The organism is Terrabacter tumescens (assembly GCF_014646815.1).
GTDB lineage: Bacteria > Actinomycetota > Actinomycetes > Actinomycetales > Dermatophilaceae > Terrabacter > Terrabacter tumescens.
Genome location: NZ_BMNZ01000002.1, coordinates 222,737 through 241,649, shown reverse-complemented (window position 1 = coordinate 241,649; position 18,913 = coordinate 222,737). Strand labels below are relative to the sequence as shown.

Genomic DNA, 18,913 nt, shown 5'->3' with positions numbered 1-18,913 from the left:
ATGGGATCCGTACGCGTCGCCATCGTCGGCGTCGGCAACTGCGCGAGCTCGCTCGTGCAGGGCGTCGAGTACTACAAGGACGCCGACCCGACCGCCGGTGTCCCCGGCCTCATGCACGTCAAGTTCGGCGAGTACCACGTCTCTGACGTCGAGTTCGTCGCCGCGTTCGACGTCGACGACAAGAAGGTCGGCAAGGACCTGTCCGAGGCCATCAACGCCTCGGAGAACAACACCATCAAGATCGCCGACGTCCCCACCACGGGCGTGGAGGTCCAGCGCGGCCACACGCTCGACGGCCTCGGCAAGTACTACAAGCTGACGATCGACGAGTCGTCCGCCGAGCCGGTCGACGTCGTCCAGGTGCTCAAGGACCGCAAGGTCGACGTCCTCGTCTCCTACCTCCCGGTGGGCTCCGAGGAGGCCGACAAGTTCTACGCGCAGTGCGCCATCGACGCGAAGGTCGCCTTCGTCAACGCCCTGCCCGTCTTCATCGCCTCCGACCCCGAGTGGGCCGCGAAGTTCGAGGCCGCCGGCGTGCCGATCATCGGTGACGACATCAAGAGCCAGGTCGGCGCGACGATCACGCACCGCGTCATGGCCAAGCTCTTCGAGGACCGCGGCGTCGTGCTCGACCGGACGTACCAGCTCAACGTCGGCGGCAACATGGACTTCAAGAACATGCTCGAGCGCGAGCGCCTCGAGTCCAAGAAGGTCTCCAAGACGCAGGCCGTCACGAGCAACCTCACCGGTCCGCTCTCGGGTCTCGTCGACAGCAAGAACGTCCACATCGGCCCGTCCGACTACGTCGCGTGGCTCGACGACCGCAAGTGGGCCTACGTGCGCCTCGAGGGCCGCGCCTTCGGCGACGTGCCGCTGAACCTCGAGTACAAGCTCGAGGTGTGGGACTCCCCCAACTCGGCCGGCATCATCATCGACGCCATCCGTGCGGCGAAGATCGCCAAGGACCGTGGCATCGGCGGCGCCCTGCTGTCCGCCTCGTCCTACCTCATGAAGTCCCCGCCGGAGCAGCGCCCGGACGACCTCGGTCGCGCCAAGCTCGAGGCCTTCATCGCGGGCACCGAGGAGCGCTGACCTTCCGGTCACGTGATCCTGAATGCCGTGAGGCCCCCTTCCAGCCGGGAGGGGGCCTCACGCATGCGTGGGTTCGGTGGACCTGGCCGGCCGGAGCGGGCGGGGCGGGCGGGTGCGGGCGGGTGCGGGCGGCGGTGGGTATGGCTGCAGGGAGACCGTCGGCGGCCAGTCCAGGGCCGCCGACCCGAATTACGGAGGCTCCCATGAAGAGACTGCTCATCGTCACCGCCGGCGCCGTCGGCTTCCTGCTCGGCTCGCGGGCCGGCCGCCAGCCCTACGAGCAGTTCATGCGCACGATCGGCCAGCTCAAGGACGACCCCCGCGTGCAGGAGAAGGCGCAGCAGGGTGTCCAGCTGGTGCGCGAGCAGGCGCCGGTCGTGGCCGAGAAGGTGGCAGATGCCGCCCGGACCGCGACCGACAAGGTCACCTCGCACTCGACGAGCGATGATGCGGACGCCCGCATCGAGGAGGCCGTGCAGTACCAGAAGGAGCACGGGCCCAAGGGTCCGCTGCCCTGAGCCTCGGTCTCCACCGAGGACAGCGCTGCACTGCCTGAACATGCCGTGAGGCCCCCCTTCGAGAAGGGGGGCCTCACGCGTCGTCGGCCCCTCGGCGCCTGGGTGGGGTGGACTACCGGAGGGCGGAGCCGGTCGTGGTGCCGGACGGGGCCTCGACGAGGCAGAAGACCGATCGGTCACCGCGCCAGGTGTCCGCGTCGGGGTAGATGAACGACGGGTCCAGGTCGGCGTAGGCCTTGTCGGTGATGAGCGGGTCCATCTTGTCGGCGCAGCCCTTCTCGGCGGCGTCGGTGACCTTGCCCTCCCCGGGGTAGGGGCCGTCCGGCAGGTCGAAGATCACGATGACTTGGCTCTCGTGCGGGGACGAGCACGGAATGGAGGTGACGAGGTCGATCTGGTCGGTGCGGCCGCCCGAGAAGCAGTCCCCGGCCCGGAGCTTGTCGACGAAGACCTTCGACTGGCCGGCGACCTGTCCGGACGCCGAGCGCACCGGCTCGTCATCGACCCCGGTGACCACGGCGACGATGAAGAAGGCCCAGGCGAGCGTGCCGAGGACGCCGAGGACGATGCCCGTGACGGCCATGCCCCGACCGCGCTGGAAGCCGCTGCGCAGCTGGTTGAGGGCGACGATGCCGAGCACGACGGCGACTACGCCGACGAGCGGCAGGAACGCACCGAGCCCGCAGCACAGGGCGGCCACCGCCAGGCCGTTGCGACCGACCGGTCCCGGCGGCATCCACGGCAGTCCCGGCTTGCCGGGCTGGCCGGTGAACGCCGGCTGACCGGGGAACCCCGGCTGGCCGGTGAACCCCGGCTGACCCGGGAAGCCCGGGTGGTCGGGGTGACCCGGCTGGACGGCATACGGCGGCGGCACCGCGTCGGTGGACCGCGGGTTGGGCACGGGGTGCGGCGCGCCACTCGGGGGAGGGAGGTCGATCGTCACGCGGTGGAGCATGGCACGCAGAACGCGCGGGAAGGGCAGAACGGGACCCTCGCGGCCGGATCGTGACGCACCACCGCACACCGGTCAGAAGTGGAGGACGGGAGCGGAAGGGCCCCTGCCTCGGTCAGCCGGCGGACGGCATACGCGAAGGGGCCTCGCTGCGCTCCGCGGAGCCGGCGTTGCCACCCGTCGAGTCGCCCTCGCCGCGGTGGCGGCGGACCTGCCACACGACGAGCGCCGCGACGACGACGAGCCCCACGGCGACGGCGGCGCCGCGACCGAGCCACGTCTCGACGCGGGCGTAGGACTGGCCGGCGAGGTAGCCCGCCGTGACGACGACGCTCCCCCACGCGATGCCGCCGGCGGCGTTCCAGGCGAGGAAGGTCGGGTAGTGCATCTTCGACATCCCGGCGAGCGCCGGCATGACGGCCCGCAGGAACGCGGTCCACCGGCCGAGGAAGACCGCGGCCCCGCCGCGACGACCGAGGAAGCCCTGCGCGCGGTCGATGCGGTCGCGGTGCCGGTCGAAGGCCCGCAGCTGCACGACCCGGCCGCCGAGGTGTTGGCCGACCTCGAAGCCGACGCTGTCACCGACGATGGCGGCCACCACGACGACGACGAGCACCGCTGCGAGCGGGACGTGACCGAGCGAGGCGGCCACGCCGCCGAGGATCGCTACGGTCTCGCCGGGGACGACGAAGCCGACGAAGATCGCGTCCTCCACGAAGACGACGCCGCCCACGACGAGGAGCACGAGCCAGACCGGTGCATGCAGCACCTGGGTCGTGATGGTGTCGAGCAGGGCGGTCACGTCGGCTCCTCGGGACGGCGACAAGGCCTCCCAGTGTTCGTCGCCAGGCTGGACGTTGGCTGAATGCACGTCACGACATTTGGACACCCATAATGCGATGCATGGTCTTGTGGTGAGAATGAAGCAGACGGGGCGCGCCGGGCGCCCGACCGCGAGAGGACCACCCATGGCAACACCGCGACTGGGCGAGATCGCCCCCGACTTCGAGGCCACGACCACCGAGGGCCCGATCCGCTTCCACGACTGGAAGGACGCCAGCTGGGCGGTCCTCTTCAGCCACCCCGCTGACTTCACCCCCGTCTGCACGACCGAGCTCGGCCGCGTCGCCGCCCTCGAGGACGAGTGGGCCCGCCGCGACGTCAAGGTGCTCGCCGTGTCGGTCGACCCGATCGAGCAGCACGAGGAGTGGAAGGGCGACATCGAGGAGGTCGGCGGCGCCCCGGTCAGCTACCCGATCATCGCCGACGACTCCCGCCAGGTCTCCGAGCTCTACGACATGATCCACCCCGGCGAGGGCGACACGTCGGGCGTCCGCTCGGTCTTCGTCATCGACCCGTCCAACAAGGTCCGGCTCTCGCTGACCTACCCCAAGAGCGTCGGTCGCAACTTCGACGAGATCCTGCGCGCCGTCGACGCCCTGCAGCTCACCGACCGCGGCCCGTTCTCGACGCCGGCCGACTGGCGCGAGGGCGAGAAGGTCATCGTCGCCCCGACCGTCTCGACCGCCGACGCGCGCGAGCGCTTCGGCGACGACGCCGTCGACGAGGTCAAGCCCTACCTGCGCTTCACCAACGCTCCCGCCTGACCGGTCCGACCCGAAGGTCTGACGCATCGGTCTGACGCATCGGTCTGACGCATCGGTCTGACGCAGCACGGAGCCCGCACCTCGACGAGGTGCGGGCTCCGTTGTCGTGCCGTGCTCGGGCGTGCTCGTGGCGTGCTCGTGCGTGCTCGTGTCCGGGCTCGTGACCGGGCTCGTGACCGGGCTCGTGACCGGGCTCAGGCGCCGAGGAGGCGCCGGAGCTCGGCCAGGAACGCGTCGACGTCAGCCTCGGTCGTGTCCCACGAGCACATCCAGCGCACCTCGCGGGTGGCCGGGTCCCAGTCGTAGAAGCGGAACTTCTCGCGCAGCGCGTTGGCCACGTCGCGGTCGAGCACGGCGAAGACAGCGTTGGCCTCGACGGGGCGCTGGACCGTCACGCCGTCGAGCGGCTCGACGCCGGCGGCCAGCCGGGCGGCCATCGCGTTGGCGTGCGTGGCCGACCGCAGCCACAGGTCGCTGCCGTAGAGCGCGACGAGCTGCGCCGACACGAAGCGCATCTTCGAGGCGAGCTGCATCGAGAGCTTGCGCACGTGGATGAGGCCCAGGGACGGGTCGGCGGCGAGCTCGGGGTCCACGACGACGACCGCCTCGGCGGCCATGGCGCCGTTCTTCGTGCCGCCCAGGCTGACGACGTCGACGCCGGCCTCGCCGGTGAAGGCGGACAGGTCGGTGCCGAGGGTGGCCGCGGCGTTGGAGATGCGGGCGCCGTCGAGGTGCACGCGCATGCCGAGCGAGTGGGCGTGGTCGGCGATCGCCTTGACCTCGGCCGGCGTGTAGCAGGTGCCGAGCTCGGTGGTCTGGGTGATCGAGACGACGAGCGGCTGCGCGCGGTGCTCGTCGCCGAAGCCCCAGGCCTGCCGGTCGACGAGCTCGGGGGTCAGCTTGCCGTCGGGCGTCGGGACGGTGAGCAGCTTGATGCTGCCCATCCGCTCGGGCGCGCCGCCCTCGTCGGTGTTGATGTGTGCCGTCTCGGCGCAGACGACGGCGCCCCAGCGCGGGAGCAGCGCCTGCAGCGCGACGACGTTGGCGCCCGTGCCGTTGAAGACCGGCCACGTGACGGCGCCGGCGCCGACGTGCCCGGCGACGACCTCCTGCAGCCGGGCCGTGTAGGCGTCCTCGCCGTAGGAGATCTCGTGGCCGCCGTTGGCGTCGGCGATGGCGGCGAGCACCTCGGGGTGCAGGCCGGCGTAGTTGTCGGACGCGAAGCCGCGGCGGTCGGGGTCGTGCAGGGTCGTCACGGGATCCTCACTCGGGTCGTGGGGTGCTGGTCGTGCAGTGCAGATCGTGCGGAGACGATGCGGCTCTCGGCCGGCCGCCCGCCCGGGCCGACTACAACTCGACGCGCGTGCCGTTGAGAGCCGAGGCGTCGCCGTCGAGCAGCTCGGTGAGCCACTCGGCGATCCTCGCCGGGCTGGTCGCCGTGCGACCGGTCCCGATCCACTTCACCACACCGACGACCGCAGCCGAACCGGGGGTCGCGTCCTCGGACCCGAAGGAGTCCGCGAGCGCCGCGAGCCACGTCTCGGCCGCGGCCTTCGCGCTGGCGTATGCCGCGTTGCCGGCCGTGGGTGCCTGCGCCGCCGCCGCGCTGATGATCGCCACCCGCCCGCGGCCCGAGGCGAGCAGGGCGTCGTGCAGCGAGAGCGTCGTGTGCCGCAGCGTGTCGACGAGGTTGCCCGAGAGCCAGCGCCAGTCGTCGTCGGTGGACTGGGCGAAGTGCTTGCCGCCGCGCCAGCCACCGACGAGGTGGAAGAGCGCGTCGACGTGGCCGTGCTCGGCGATGACCTCGCGGGCGAGCTCCTGCACGGCGTCGCCGTCGAGCAGGTCGCAGACACGGGTCTGGAGGTGGGTGTCGAGGCGGTCGTCACCGGCGCCCGAGAGCTCGTCCCGAAGGGCCGCGAGCGTCGCCTCGTCCCGGCCGACGGCGACGACGCGCTCGCCGTGGGCGAGCAGGGCCGCGCAGGTGGCGCGGCCCGTCGCCCCGGTCGCCCCGGTGACGACGACGACGCGCGCGCCGTCAGCCGAGGCGTCGGCCGGACCGGTTCCCGAGGCCGTCACGCGCTGGCCCCGGTGATGCCGGACGTCGACTCGATGACGCCCTTCATCTTCTTGGACAGGGCTTCGTAGAACATCGACAGCGGGAACTCGTCTGGCAGGACCGCGTCGGTCAGACCCTTGGGCGGCCCGTCGAGCGGCAGGGCGGCGAGGTCGCCCTCGCGGTGACGCGCCCACGCCGAGAGTGGGTGCGGCGTCAGCACCGACGCGACGAGGTCGTAGGCCGCGAGCCAGTGCGCGGTCTTGGGCCGGTCGATGGAGCGCCAGTAGAGGTCCTCGACCATCCGGCCGAGCTCGAGCACCGGCTCAGCCACGCGCTCCCACTCGATGGTGAGGCGGTTGTCGGTCCAGTGCAGCACGCCCTTCTGGTGCAGCCAGGCGAAGAGCAGCTGGCCACCGAGGCCGTCGTAGTTGCGGGTGCGGTCACCGGTGATCGCGAAGCGGAAGATGCGGTCGAAGAGGACGGCATACTGCACCGACCGGGCGTACGGGTGGCCCTCGCCCTCGAGCTTGACCGCCTCACGGAAGGCCGTGAGGTCGCAGCGCAGCTCCTCCAGCGAGTAGAGGAAGTACGGCATCCGCTGCTTGATCATGAACGGGTCGAACGGCAGGTCGCCGTGCATGTGGGTGCGGTCGTGGATGAGGTCCCACATGACGAAGGCTCGCTCGGCGAGCTCCTGGTCCGCGATGAGGCGCGCGGCGTCCGGCGGCAGCGACAGGCGCGTCACTGCCGAGGCCTCCGACACGACCCGGCGGAAGCGCGCGGCCTCGCGGTCGGCGAAGATGCCGCCCCACGTGAAGGTCGGGATCTCGCGCATCGCGACGGTCTCGGGGAAGAGCACCGCGGAGTTGGTGTCGTAGCCCGCAGTGAAGTCGAGGAAGCGGATCGGCAGGAAGAGCTTGTTGGAGTAGTCGCCACCCTCGAGCTCGGCGACGAAGTCGGGCCAGATCACCTCGAGCAGCACGGCCTCGACCTGGCGGTTCGGGTTGCCGTTCTGGGTGTACATCGGGAAGACGACGAGGTGGAGCTGCCCGTCGACGCGGTGCTGCGCCGGCGCGAAGGCCACGAGCGAGTCGTAGAAGTCGGGCACGCCGAAGCCGCCGTCGGCCCAGCGGCCGAAGTCCTTGACGAGGGCCTCGAGGTAGTCGGCGTCGTGCGACAGCTGCGGCGCGAGCGCCTCGATGCCGGCCGTGAGCCGTCCGACGTGGCGGGCCGCCGCCTCGTGGTCGCCGGCCTCGGGCACGGAGCCGTCGGCGGCCTGCAGCAGGCGCAGGTCGCTGACCGCGGACTTGAGACCGAGCCACGCCTCCGAGGCGACGAGCGGGTGCGTGCTGGCGTTCTCGGCACGGCGCACGGGGCGGGGCGCGACGAAGCAGACGGCGTTGTGCACGAGCTCGGCGAGGGACTGCTCACCGGCGGGCGTGCCGGCCTCGGGCGTCACGGCGAGCACGACGAGCCGGCCGCTCTCGGGGGTGGCTGCCATCGCCGCCACGGTGGCCGGGCCCGCGGCGAGCAGTGCGCGGGCCGGAGCCTGGACGCTCAGCGAGCCGGTGGCGCCCAGGGCGCCGAGGTCGACGCGGGCGAGCAGGTCCTCGCCGATCTCGGTGTCGCGCTCGACGCGCACGGCAGGACGCAGGGCCCCGGTGGGCAGCTCTCCGGCATCACCGGCCGGAGCGATGCCGGCCAGCTCGACACTCGGGGCGCCGAGGACGACGACGCCGCGGCCGGTGGCGAGCGCGTCACGCACCTGCGTGGCCATGGACACGGCCGTGGTCGGGTCAGCGGCAACAGCGGCGTCCACGACGAGCACGTCGGCTGCGTCGGCGGGGGTGGGCACAGCGCCGCGACGGGTCAGCGCGTCGGCCAGACCGGGTCGGTCGGCGGTGACGGCCACGAGGGGAAACAGGCTCACGAGGGGCCTCCTGTCCGGAGATACTTCGGCGTTGATGCCTTGCTGATGAAGAATCTACGGGCTCCTGACGCGCCGACGCCAATTCGTCTCGCGCATGCGTGACGTCGCCCACACTCCGGCAGGGTGGGGCGCCCTCGTGCGCCGGGGCACACGAAAGGGTGGCCGCTCCTCCCCTGTCGGGAGCGACCACCCTTCGCGCCTTGCGGATGCCGCGGAGCCTCGGACCGATCCGGGCTCACGCAGCAGCCGGGCTCACTTGGACGACGTCTGCTTCTGCGTCTCGGCGTTGGTCTTGCACTTCTTGCCCATGGCGTCGAGCTTGTCGCCCGCGGCCGACACGACCTGGCGCTGGCCGTGCCAGTCGCTCTGGAAGCGGTCGGCGTCCGTGCCGCCCCAGTTGCCCTTGATCGTGGAGACGGCGCCGTTGACGGCCTCGACGATGCCGTCAAGCTCGCCCTTGTAGCCGACGAGCTTGTCGCCCGACGCGGACACCGCGTCGGCGTTCATGCCCTTCTTGTAAACAGCCATGTCAGTTCCCCTTCAGAAGTGAAGCGTGTGTAGGTCGATGTGTGAGCTGAGGTCGATCAGTACTGCGACGAGGTGCTGCGCTGCTGCTGGACCTCGTGGTCGATCGTCGACTTCATCTCGGTGAGCAGCTTCTGGGCCTTCTGGAGCTCGGGACGGTGCGTGCCGGTCCACTCCTGCTCGAACTGCTTGGAGTCGTCACCCTGCCAGTTCTGCTTCAGGGACTCGACCTCCTGGTCGACCTTCGTGATGAGCTTCTGGATGGCCTCCGCCTGCTGCTGCAGGACGTTGCCCTGGGCGTTGACCTCATCGTCGTTCATACCGAGCCAAGCCATGACCTTCTCCTTTGCCTGTGTTCCCCCGACTGATTCGGGAAGTTCTCTTCCGGACCAACCGTTCAGGCCCGCGCCATGCGAAACTTCTCGACGTCCGCACCCTTCGTCCGAAGAGCGGCTTTCGTCGACATGCAGAAACCTATGTCAGCCCTCGGGGGGTGTCGATGGGGAGCACTCCCCATGACCTCCCCACCCTTGCGGGCACCGCTGGCGTATGCCGCGTGCACCCTCGGGCTCCCTTGTGACCCAACGCTTTTCGCGCACTCTCAGACGTCACGGCAGGGCCACCTGGACGAGCTCGAACTTGCCCTTCTCGATGAGGAAGCCACGGCCCGGGGGGAGCTCCGCGCGGTTGAGCGCGGGCAGGTTGGCCTTGAAGACCGAGAGCCCCTCGTTGCCGTCCGGGTGCAGGGCCAGCCCCGAGCGTGAGGTCTTGAGCAGCGCCTGGAGCCCGAAGTTGCTGCTGAAGAAGGCGGCCTCGCCCTCGGCGACGACGAGCTGGTCGTTGTCGACGCAGGCCTTGGCCAGGGTGGTCAGGGCGTTCTCGGCGCCGGACGGGGCGAGGTCGTCGATGCGCTCGACGAAGACCGCGATCGGCCTCGTGACGCGCCCCTCCTCGATCTCGGCCGCGAGCCGGCTCGCCAGTGCCGACGTGGGACCGCTGCCGACGGCCGTCTCGGCCCAGATGCCGAGGTCGAGCAGCTCGGAGCTGCGTCGCGGCGTCATGAGGTAGAGCGCCGACGCCGAGCTGAACCGGAAGAGGCCGGCGGCCGTGGCGGCGACCGCCGTCGTCCGGCCGGACCCCGACGGGCCCGTGATGATGAACGTGCCCTTCGGGTCGAAGCCGTGCGGCTCGAGGCTCGAGGAGGCGACGCCGACGACGGGGCGGCCGTGGAACTCCGACGGGAGGTCGCCGAGGGGGATGACCTCGGCGAGGCTCTCGATCGGCGGCGCCTGGCTGACGCCGGCCTTGCGCGTCGCGTCGGCGAAGGCCTCGATGGCGGCGGCCTGGACCGTGACGTCGGACGAGCCGCCGAGCACCGCGACCTGCACCTCGGACCCGGACATCAGGCCACGTCCGGGGGGCGAGGCCATCGTCAGCACGTCGCCGGGGACGCCGAAGACGGAGTAGTCGTCGACGTTGCTCATGCGCAGGATGATCCGGCCCTGGACAGCGGCCGCGAGGTTGGTCGGCAGGCCGGTGCGCTGGTCGGACGCGATGATGAAGTGGACCCCGACGGGACGGCCGTCGGCGGCGAGACCGGCGAGCGCGTCGAGCCACTGGAAGCGGCCGCCCACCTCGTAGGCCTGGCGGAAGGCCGTCATGTTGTCGATGAGCACGATGATGCGCGGCTCGTCGGGGTGGCCGGCGAGGCGGCGGTAGTCGGTGATCGTCGCGGCACTGACGGCCGAGTAGCGCGAGGCGCGCTCGTCGATCGTGGCCCTCAGGGTGCGGATGAGCCGGACGACGCGCTCGTGGTCACCGCCGGGGATGATCGAGCCGACGTGCGGCAGCGCCTCGAGCATCGCGAGACCGCGGTTGCCGAAGTCGAGGCCGTAGACGTGGCAGGGCCCGCCGCGCACCGTGTAGCCGGCCGCGACCGCCATCGAGCGCAGGAAGACGGACTTGCCCGAGCCGGACGTGCCGTAGATCGCGATGTTGCCCTCCTTGTCGGGGCGGAAGGCGATCTCCGGCTGGGCCTGGTTGTCGGGGTCGTCGGCGATGCCGAAGACGAGCTCGTCGTCGCGGCGCTGCGTCGGCAGGGTCGCGAGGTCGTAGACCGCGCGCATGTCGGGCAGCCACGGCTTGCGCGGCTTGGGCAGCTCGGCCACGCGCGCCGCGCGTCCCAGCGTCGACACGAGGCGCTGGATGTCGGTCGGGCCGAGGTCGGCGGAGTCGTCGGCGCCCTCGACGCGCGGGGGCTCCCACTCGGTGCCGCGCCCGAAGGTGAGCGTCTCGACCTTCATGTCGGGAGGCGGCGGGACGTCGGAGGTCCACCCACCGGCATACCCCGTCTGGAAGGGCACGAGCCGGCCGGGACCCGTCTTGGAGACGGCACGACCCGGGAGGGCGGGGTCGAAGAACGCGGCCTCCTTGGAGCCGAGGACGTCCTCGGAGTCGTTCTCGTCGGCCATGCGCAGCGCCATGCGGAGGTTGGTGTTGGCGCGGAGGTTGTCCTTGATGACGCCGGCGGGACGCTGCGTCGCGAGGATGAGGTGCAGCCCGAGGGACCGTCCGCGCTGGGCGACGTTGACGACGCCGTCGACGAACTCCGGCACCTCCTGCACGAGCGCGGCGAACTCGTCGACGACGAGGATGAGCGAGGGCGGGGCCTCCACCTCACCGCGGCGCTCGAGCTCGAGCAGGTCCTTGGCCTTGTGCCGCGCGAGCAGGTGCTCGCGGTAGTGCAGCTCGGCCGCGAGCGAGGCGAGCGCACGGCGCACGAGGTGGGGCGAGAGGTCGGTGACGAGGCCGACGGTGTGCGGCAGCTTGACGCAGTCGCGGAAGGCCGAGCCACCCTTGTAGTCGACGAGCAGGAAGGTGACGCGCTGCGGCGAGTGGGCCGCGGCCATGCCGAGGATCCAGGCCTGGAGCAGCTCGGACTTGCCGGCGCCGGTCGTGCCGCCGACGAGCGCGTGCGGGCCGTCGCTGCGGATGTCGACCGAGAAGGTGCCCTGGCTCGACTGGCCGACGATGGCGCGCAGGTTGCCGGGTTTGCGCGGCAGGACCGCCGGCGCGTACGGACCGGTGAGAATGGAGCGCGACTCGCCCCACTTCTCGATGACCGCCTGCTCGGAGCTGGCGAGGTCGGTGCCGGCGAGCGTGAGCAGCGAGACGGCGCGGGGCAGGTCGCTGGCGTCGTCGACGGGCACACCGGCGTCGACGACGGGCGCGAGCTGGCGGGCGCAGGCCATCGCCTCGTCGTAGGAGATGGCGTCGACGGCGACGGGCTGCACCTCCTCGCCGGCGTGGACGTAGCCGGCGAGCGAGCTCTGGTCGTCGGCCACGACGAGGAAGGTCTGGCACGCGGCCGGGAGCAGCTGCTGCGTCTCGGCGACCCAGAGGACGACGATGCCGTGCCGGTGGCCGCGCTCGGCGATCGCGACGAGGCGGCTGCGGTCGATGGGGGCGTCGCTCTCGACGAGCACGAGGACCGTGGGCCGCTCGGCGACGGCCTGCTCCTGCTCCTTGCCGGTGCCCTTGGCCTCGACGATGTCCTCGAGCGCGTCCGCGAGCGCCGAGCACCCGGGGGCGCTGGCGGCGAGGTGGTCGACCCCGATCGGGCTGTGCGGCGAGGTCGTGTGCGGGAGCCACTTGAGGAAGTCCCAGTCGCGGGCGGAGCTGCCCGAGGCGAAGGAGCAGACGGCGAGCTCGGCCGGCGAGTGCAGCGACGCGGTCTGGAGCACGAAGGAGCGGGCCGCGCCCAGGGCGGCGGCACGCTGGCCGGCGATGCCGACGGCGCCGTCGGTCAGCGGCGTGGCGACGACCGGGACGTCGTGGACGACCTCGAGACCGCTCAGCTCCTCGGAGACCGCGAGCCACGCCTCGGCCTTGGAGCGGCCGACGGCCGGCATCTTGATCGCGGAGCGGGACGGGCGGGTGCCGAGGCCGAGCCGGAGCTCGCCGTAGCCGTGGCCGTCGCGGCGGCGGGTCCAGAGCAGGGCGCTGCGGTCACGGACGGCGGTGAGGCAGTCGACGCCGCTCGGGTGCTCGCCGCGCCGGGTCCGCCCCTCGACCTCGAGCGACCCGCGGATGCGCTGCGAGAGCAGCTCGAGGTCCTCGCGGAAGTCCTGCATCGCCTGCGCGAACTCCTTCTTCTGCTGGCGACGGGCCTCGTAGTACGTGCCGGCCATCATCATCGGCATCATCAGCATGAAGATGATCGAGAAGGCGCTGCGGGTGATGAGGTACATGACGATGCCCATGAGCAGCGGCACGATCATCGCGACGAGCGGCATCGGGTTGAGCTTGGCGCGCTCGGGCAGGTCGGGGACCTGGAACTCCTGGCCCGAGAAGAGCGGCGCCACCCGCGGCGAGCGCGAGAAGGCGACCGTGCCCGCGTCACCCGAGAGGACGCCGCTGCCGGGTCGGCTGACGACGCCGTCGCCCTGCAGGTGCACCTCGAGCTCGCTGTCGCCGACGCGCACGACGTCGCCGCTCTTGAGGTGCGCGCGCGTGACCTGCTGCCCGCCCGCGGTGATGCCGTTGGCCGAGCCGAGGTCGACGACCTCGACGACCTCCTGGATGACGAGCTTGGCGTGCTTGCGCGAGACCGACTCGTCGGACAGCTGCACCTCGCAGCCGCGTCCGCGGCCGACGTATGCCGTGCCGCGGGCGAGCGGGAACTCGCGCCCCGCGTCGGGTCCCGAGCGGATGTAGGCGACGGCCGCGGGTCGACCGCGGTCGACGAAGCCCTCGCCGGCGCGCGTCGTGGAGACCCGCATGCCGGACTGGAGCCCGCTCTCGGCGACCGTGGCGCGCGGGTCGAGGCCCCGCATGTCCTGGTCGACGAGGGCGAGCGTCATCGGTGCGTCGACGCCGAGCACGCTCGAGCGGTGCGGGTCAGCCGCGGCGAGGTAGGCGGCGAGGTCCCCGACCGTGGTGGCGGAGTCCGTCGTCGCGACGAGGTCGGTCTCACGGTCGCCGGACCGGAGGACGAACTTCAGCTTCACGCGTCACCCTTCTTGCCGACACCCGTGCCGGAGCTGCTGCGGCCTGCGCCGGCGCGCCGGCTCGCCCTCGTGTCACCCGGCGCGGACGTGCCGACGCCGGCCTTGGTGGTGGCGGCCCGGCCCCGACGGGCCGGCTCCGCCTTGCCCTGGCGGCGGGAGGTGCGCGCCAGCGCCGGCCCGAGACCCGACCCGGTGGGCAGGTGGTCGCGGAAGGTGCGCAGCGACACGTCGCCGCGCAGCTTCTGCCAGAACGACTGCTCGCCCCGGATCCGCTTGCGGGCAGTCTCGACGTCGGCCCAGAACGCGTCGACCTCCTCCGAGGTCGGCTCGTCGACGTCGAAGACGTGCCCGTTGGCGGCGGCCGCGACCGGCACGAGCGCCAGAGGTCGAGTGCTCACCTTCCCCCCGTCAGGGGATGGGGTGGCCGTTGCCGGGTCGGGGGGAAAGTGAGCACTCGACCTGGGGGCACCCATGAGGGCGCCGTCGACGACGACGCTGGGCTTCGGCGGCGGCGGACCGTCGACGTGCAGCTCGAGCGCCCGGGCCTGCTCGATGCGGGTCCCCTTGGCGGGCACGGGCATCCGCAGGTCGCGCGCGGTGTCGATGATCTCGCGCCAGCCACCCGTGACCCGCGTGGCCATGCCACCGGTCGTGCGCCGACGCCGGCGACGAAGCCACTTGGCTCCGCGGATCGCGCCGTAGACGAGGAGCAGGACGGCCAGCGGCACGAGCACGTAGAAGATGAGCCAGCGCAGCCAGTCCGGCCAGTTGTCGGGGTTGAGCGGGTTGTCGTCCTTCGGCGGGTTGCGCAGCTGCGTCGCGTTCTGCGCCTGGTCGGGGCCCTGCAGCACGCTCGGCGGGTTGTTGGCCGCCGGCGGCGGCACCTGGGCGCCGGTCTTCTTCTCCTCCGACTTGCGGATGAGCTGCTGCGGCTTCTTGTTGCGGTCCGGGACGAACTGCGTGGCGAGGATGGGCATCCACGTGTCGTCGGCGAGCTTGACCTCGACCCACGCCCGGACGTCCTTGCCCTTGACGACGCCACCGGCCTCGGGGACGGCACCAAGGACGACGCGCGCCGGGACACCGAGCCGGTTGGCGACGAGCGCGTAGGCCGCGGCGTACTGCTCGTCGTTGCCGGCCAGCTGCGTCGACTTCATGAACTGGCTCATGCGCAGCAGGCTGTGGCCCGGCAGGAAGACGTTCTGGTAGTCGCCGGGCGTGCCGCCGTCGGTGTAAGCGCCGTCCTGGAGGGCCTTGGCCACGGCCGCGACCTTCTCCCACTGCCCGTCGACGCGGTCGGTCCACGGCGTCACCTTGTCGTCGAGGAACGACAGGGCCGACACGTCGACCGTCGAGCCGTCGGCGACGTCGAGCGACTTCGGCAGCTCCTTCGGCGGGTCCTGGACGTAGGCCGTCACGGTGTACTGGTCGCCCGTGGCGAGCTTCTCGGGGAGCACGCCGGTGTTGGTGTCGACGTTGAAGCGCAGGTCGTCGGAGAGCTGGTCGCTGCGGCTGCCGCCGAAGTCGAGTCCGGTGACCGTGCCGAAGGTCGGCAGCCACACGTCGCTGTAGCCGCCCGCGGGGACCGACACGGTGGCCGTGACCTCCCGCCCCGGACCCTCCGCGGCGATGTGGGTGCCGACCTTGCGGAAGCTCGTGCCCTGCGGGTCGGGGCCGTCGCCGAGGTTGGCGAAGTTGCCCGCGCCCCAGACGAACCCGTCGTAGGAGTCGAGCGCCGCGAACCGGAGCGGCACGTTCGCCGGCAGGCCCTTGACGGTGAGGAGCGTCTTGTCGAACTGCTTCGCGCTGTTGGGCTCGGTGTACTGGCGGAAGCCGGCGAGCGGCGAGGCGTAGCGGCTGACGTCGAACGGCGGCACGAGCGAAGGACGCAGGACCGTGCGGCTCTGGTCGGCGCCCGGCAGCATCGGCCCGACGAAGAAGCCGCCGACGGTCGCGACGGCGAGCAGGCCCGCGGTCGTGACCGCGCGGGTCGTGCGGCCGGCACCGTTCTGCAGGGCCGGTCGGTTGCGGTTGCTGCGCAGCGCGGTCCAGCCGATGGCCACGAGCGCGAACACCGCGCCCTGGACGAGGACGGCCGCCGGCGTCTGCGTGCCGAGCACGATGGAGGCGACGAGCAGCGCGACCGGCGAGACGAGGGCGAGCACCGCGCCGGGCCAGCGACGGGCCACGCCGTAGGTCAGCGCGGCCCCGACGAGACCGAAGAGGAACGGCAGCGCCATGTACGGGCCCTCGGAGTCGACCGGCGGCAGCGCCGTCAGCAGCTCCTTCCAGCCGGGGACCGCCATGTGCACGAGAGTCGAGAAGGTCGAGCCCGAGGGCAGGAACCCCGCGATGAGGTCCTCGCGCACGGCGATGGGACCGCCGAGGAGCAGGTAGGCCGCCGCGGCGCCGAGCAGGGTCACGACGCCGAGGGCGCGGAAGGCGGCGCCGACGTGGCTGACGAGCAGGCCGACGAGCAGACCCGCCAGACCGACCCACAGCCAACCGAGGCCGAAGAAGGTCGTGCGGAAGCCGACGAGGGCGATCCCGACGAGCACGACGGTGAAGCCGGCGTCGACGAGCTGCGGCACCGTCGGGCGCAGCTTGGCCAGCTGGGTGCCGAGGCGTTCGCGCGCGCTCGGGGGCTGCACGAGCGCGCTCGGCGGCGGGGCGGAGATACCGGTCTGGCTCATCGTGCGACTCCGGTGAACAGGAGGGGACGGAGGTCCTCGAGGGCGCTCAGGGTGAGGATCGTCAGGCCACCGCCGCGGCGCAGGCCGTGGTCGGCGAGCGGGTCGACGACGATGATGACGCGCGTCACCTCGGGCGGGAACTGTCCTGCCGCGCGCTGCAGCTCGATGAACGGGCGGTGCGGGCCGGTGACGAAGAAGACGGTCGAGGTGTCGGGGGCGAGGTCGGTGGCGTCGAGGCTCACCGCGAAGAGGTCGACCGGTCCCGGGTCGACGCGCGACATCGCGTCGAGCCCGACCTGCGGCACCGCGCGGCTCACCTTCTGGTCGCCGCAGACCATGGTGCAGTCCTGCTCGTCGAGCATGACGCGGACCATGATCGAGGAGCCGACCGAGATCGCCGTCTCGACGTCGGCCTGGATGGCCGTCGGGGCGTTGGCCGCCATGACGTCGCGCTCGACGTCGCGGTCGGTCCGGCCGGTCTTGCCGTGGCCCGAGCGGTACTGCTCCGGGTCGGGGTCGACGATGACGGTCACGTGCGAGCGCCGCGTGTCGAGGAACTGGCGCACGAGCAGACGGCCGGCCTTGGCCGAGCTGCGCCAGTGGATGTAGCGGCGGTCGTCGCCCGGCTGGTACTCGCGCAGCGCGTGGAAGGCGAGGTCGCTCATCGAGACGTCCTCGGTCGTGCTCCCCTCGAGGTCGCGCAGCAGGCCGGCGCCGAGCGACTCGAGGGCGACGGTGCGCGGGTGGACGAAGAGCTCGGTGCGCTCGGTCCACGTCAGGGTGCGGCGCATGAGGCCCAGCGGGTCGCCCTGGACCGTCGTCGCCGGGCCGACCTGGATGACGCCTCGGCGCGAGGTCGGGACGACGAAGAGCTCCTCGTGGGCGTTGCCCGGGGTCAGCGCCGGCAGGACGAACCGCGCCGCCGACAGGCCGACGGGCAGCTCGACGAGGATCGGCAGCATCGGGGTGCGCGCCTCGTTGGTCACGAGGATCCGACCCGTCGCGGGCTCACCGACGACGACACGACGCGGGTCGACCTCGGCGAGGATGCGGACCTTGGTGCGGCCGAGGGCGAGCACGAAGCAGACGAGGAAGAGCACGAGGGCGGCCGCGGCCACCATGAGCAGCTCGGTCCAGCCCCAGCGCGCGCCGACGACCCAGCAGACGACACCGAGAGCGAGGATCGTCCAGCCGAGCGGCGAGATCCAGCGCAGGATCCCGGCGACCGGGCGCCACACGCCCTCGGTCTGGCCCGCCACCTGCTCGATCGAGCGGGTGATCGGCTGGGTGATCTGGCGGATGCCGCGGCTCGTCGTGCCGCTGACGGCCCGCGCACGCCCACCGGTCGCGCCGGCGGGTGCCTCCGCCACGGGCGCGACGGCACCGGCCGACGCGCCCTTGCGTGACGGCATACGGAAGCGGCCGCCGCGACGCGACGGTGCGGCCCCCTGGTCCTGCTGGGTCATGCGGTCCCCTTGCTTGCTTCTGCGATCCTGCTGCGGTCCGGCGCGCTCAGGCCGAGGCGCGCTCGGCCGGCGGAGCGATGTCGCCGAGGATCTGGTCGATGCACTGCTCGACCGTCGTGCCGGCGAACTGCGCCTCCGCACCGAGCAGGAGGCGGTGGCTCAGCACCGGCTCGGCGAGCACCTTGATGTCGTCCGGGACGACGTAGGTGCGACCCTGGCTGGCCGCCCACGTCTTGGCGCAGCGCACGTACGCGAGGCAGCCACGGACCGACAGGCCGAGCTTGAGGCTCGGGTGGCGGCGCGACTCCTCGGCGATGCGGCTGACGTAGCCGAGGATCGCCGGGTCGACGTGCACCTCGTCGGCGAGCTTGCTCATCTCGACGATGACGTTGCTCGCGATGAGCGGGCTGAGGGTCTTGGCGCGGTCACGCGTCTTGGCGTCGGCGAGCACGGCGATGGTGGCCTCGTGGTCGGGGTAGCCCACACTCGCCTTCATGAGGAAGCGGTCGAGCTGCGCCTCGGGCAGGCGGTACGTTCCGGCCTGCTCGATGGGGTTCTGCGTCGCGATGACCATGAACGGCTCGCCGACCGAGTGCGGCTTGCCGTCGATGGTGACGCGGCCCTCCTCCATGACCTCGAGCAGCGCCGACTGCGTCTTCGGAGAGGCGCGGTTGATCTCGTCGGCCAGCACGATGGTCGCGAAGATCGGGCCGGGGTGGAACTCGAAGCTCTGCTTCGTCGGCTCGTAGATCGTCACGCCGGTGACGTCGCTCGGGAGCAGGTCGGGCGTGAACTGGATGCGGCTGTGCGTGCCCTGCACCGTCGCGCTCAGGGCGCGCGCCAGCTGGGTCTTGCCGGTGCCCGGGAAGTCCTCGAGGAGCATGTGGCCCTCGGAGAGCAGGCAGGTCAGCGCGAGGCGCGTCACGTGCTGCTTGCCGAGGACGGCCTTCTCGATGTTGCCGACGAGCTGGTCGAAGGTGTGCGCGAACCAGGTGACCTGCTCCTGGGTGATGCGACCGGTGGTGGGCGTGGCCGTCATGAGTGTCGTTCTCCTGTCAGGTGTTT

The 18,913-nt window shown here is 71.8% G+C and carries 14 protein-coding genes; 3 read left to right on the top strand and 11 right to left on the bottom strand.

Translation table 11 applies throughout. The annotated features are described in order from the left end of the window. Both IEY30_RS05075 and IEY30_RS05070 read left to right on the top strand, forming a co-directional pair. Entirely contained in the window at nucleotides 1-1,092 is a 1,092-nt protein-coding gene (locus IEY30_RS05075; protein ID WP_030197737.1) for an inositol-3-phosphate synthase, read from the top strand. A 203-nt stretch (nucleotides 1,093-1,295) separates the two neighbouring features. After that, nucleotides 1,296-1,610: a hypothetical protein gene (locus tag IEY30_RS05070; protein ID WP_052358505.1), complete on the top strand. Its 315-nt coding sequence runs from the start codon at nucleotides 1,296-1,298 to the stop codon at nucleotides 1,608-1,610. A 112-nt stretch (nucleotides 1,611-1,722) separates the two neighbouring features. On the opposite strand, the gene IEY30_RS05065 is transcribed toward IEY30_RS05070, so the two are convergent. Next, nucleotides 1,723-2,553, bottom strand: a complete 831-nt coding sequence (locus IEY30_RS05065) for a DUF4190 domain-containing protein (protein WP_162181004.1) — start codon at nucleotides 2,551-2,553, stop codon at nucleotides 1,723-1,725. Between the two features lie 124 nt (nucleotides 2,554-2,677). Next, nucleotides 2,678-3,364, bottom strand: a complete 687-nt coding sequence (locus tag IEY30_RS05060; protein WP_081920462.1) for a DedA family protein — start codon at nucleotides 3,362-3,364, stop codon at nucleotides 2,678-2,680. 166 nt (nucleotides 3,365-3,530) lie between these two features. Between IEY30_RS05060 and IEY30_RS05055 the strand changes: the two genes are divergently transcribed. Beyond that, entirely contained in the window at nucleotides 3,531-4,169 is a 639-nt protein-coding gene (locus IEY30_RS05055; protein WP_030197729.1) for a peroxiredoxin, read from the top strand. 194 nt (nucleotides 4,170-4,363) lie between these two features. On the opposite strand, the gene IEY30_RS05050 is transcribed toward IEY30_RS05055, so the two are convergent. The 9 genes from IEY30_RS05050 to IEY30_RS05010 form a co-directional block, all read right to left on the bottom strand. Further along, nucleotides 4,364-5,425, bottom strand: coding sequence for a threonine aldolase family protein (locus IEY30_RS05050; RefSeq protein ID WP_030197724.1), 1,062 nt, complete (start codon nucleotides 5,423-5,425; stop codon nucleotides 4,364-4,366). Nucleotides 5,426-5,516: 91 nt separating this feature from the next. After that, a complete protein-coding gene (locus IEY30_RS05045; protein ID WP_052358504.1) occupies nucleotides 5,517-6,245 on the bottom strand; it encodes an SDR family NAD(P)-dependent oxidoreductase in 729 nt (242 codons plus the stop codon). Further along, nucleotides 6,242-7,597, bottom strand: a complete 1,356-nt coding sequence (locus tag IEY30_RS05040; protein WP_030197717.1) for a DUF6421 family protein — start codon at nucleotides 7,595-7,597, stop codon at nucleotides 6,242-6,244. Before IEY30_RS05040 ends, IEY30_RS05045 begins: the two co-directional genes overlap by 4 nt. Nucleotides 7,598-8,407: 810 nt before the next feature. Next, nucleotides 8,408-8,683 carry a WXG100 family type VII secretion target gene (locus IEY30_RS05035; protein WP_156035241.1) on the bottom strand — a complete coding sequence of 92 codons (276 nt, stop codon included), beginning with the start codon at nucleotides 8,681-8,683 and terminating at the stop codon, nucleotides 8,408-8,410. Nucleotides 8,684-8,739: 56 nt separating this feature from the next. Next, nucleotides 8,740-9,015, bottom strand: coding sequence for a WXG100 family type VII secretion target (locus IEY30_RS05030; protein ID WP_081633740.1), 276 nt, complete (start codon nucleotides 9,013-9,015; stop codon nucleotides 8,740-8,742). Between the two features lie 273 nt (nucleotides 9,016-9,288). After that, the gene (locus tag IEY30_RS05025) at nucleotides 9,289-13,689 is read right to left on the bottom strand and encodes a type VII secretion EssC family protein (RefSeq protein ID WP_030197709.1); all 4,401 of its coding nucleotides are present in this window, start codon (nucleotides 13,687-13,689) and stop codon (nucleotides 9,289-9,291) included. Further along, entirely contained in the window at nucleotides 13,686-16,382 is a 2,697-nt protein-coding gene (locus IEY30_RS05020; protein WP_043416698.1) for a transglutaminase TgpA family protein, read from the bottom strand. The genes IEY30_RS05025 and IEY30_RS05020 overlap by 4 nt, the downstream gene beginning before the upstream one ends. Then, on the bottom strand, nucleotides 16,379-17,848 hold the full coding sequence (locus IEY30_RS05015; RefSeq protein WP_030197701.1) for a DUF58 domain-containing protein: 1,470 nt from the start codon (nucleotides 17,846-17,848) through the stop codon (nucleotides 16,379-16,381). Before IEY30_RS05015 ends, IEY30_RS05020 begins: the two co-directional genes overlap by 4 nt. Before the next feature lie 46 nt (nucleotides 17,849-17,894). Beyond that, nucleotides 17,895-18,887, bottom strand: a complete 993-nt coding sequence (locus tag IEY30_RS05010; RefSeq protein WP_030197699.1) for an AAA family ATPase — start codon at nucleotides 18,885-18,887, stop codon at nucleotides 17,895-17,897. Between the last annotated feature and the right edge of the window lie 26 nt (nucleotides 18,888-18,913).

Coding starts and splice junctions, on each gene's coding strand:
- IEY30_RS05070 (WP_052358505.1), top strand. CDS start 1,296: ATGAAGAGACTGCTCATCGTCACCGCCGGCGCCGTCGGCTTCCTGCTC.
- IEY30_RS05035 (WP_156035241.1), bottom strand. CDS start 8,683: ATGGCTGTTTACAAGAAGGGCATGAACGCCGACGCGGTGTCCGCGTCG.
- IEY30_RS05075 (WP_030197737.1), top strand. CDS start 1: ATGGGATCCGTACGCGTCGCCATCGTCGGCGTCGGCAACTGCGCGAGC.
- IEY30_RS05020 (WP_043416698.1), bottom strand. CDS start 16,382: ATGAGCCAGACCGGTATCTCCGCCCCGCCGCCGAGCGCGCTCGTGCAG.
- IEY30_RS05055 (WP_030197729.1), top strand. CDS start 3,531: ATGGCAACACCGCGACTGGGCGAGATCGCCCCCGACTTCGAGGCCACG.
- IEY30_RS05015 (WP_030197701.1), bottom strand. CDS start 17,848: ATGACCCAGCAGGACCAGGGGGCCGCACCGTCGCGTCGCGGCGGCCGC.
- IEY30_RS05010 (WP_030197699.1), bottom strand. CDS start 18,887: ATGACGGCCACGCCCACCACCGGTCGCATCACCCAGGAGCAGGTCACC.
- IEY30_RS05030 (WP_081633740.1), bottom strand. CDS start 9,015: ATGGCTTGGCTCGGTATGAACGACGATGAGGTCAACGCCCAGGGCAAC.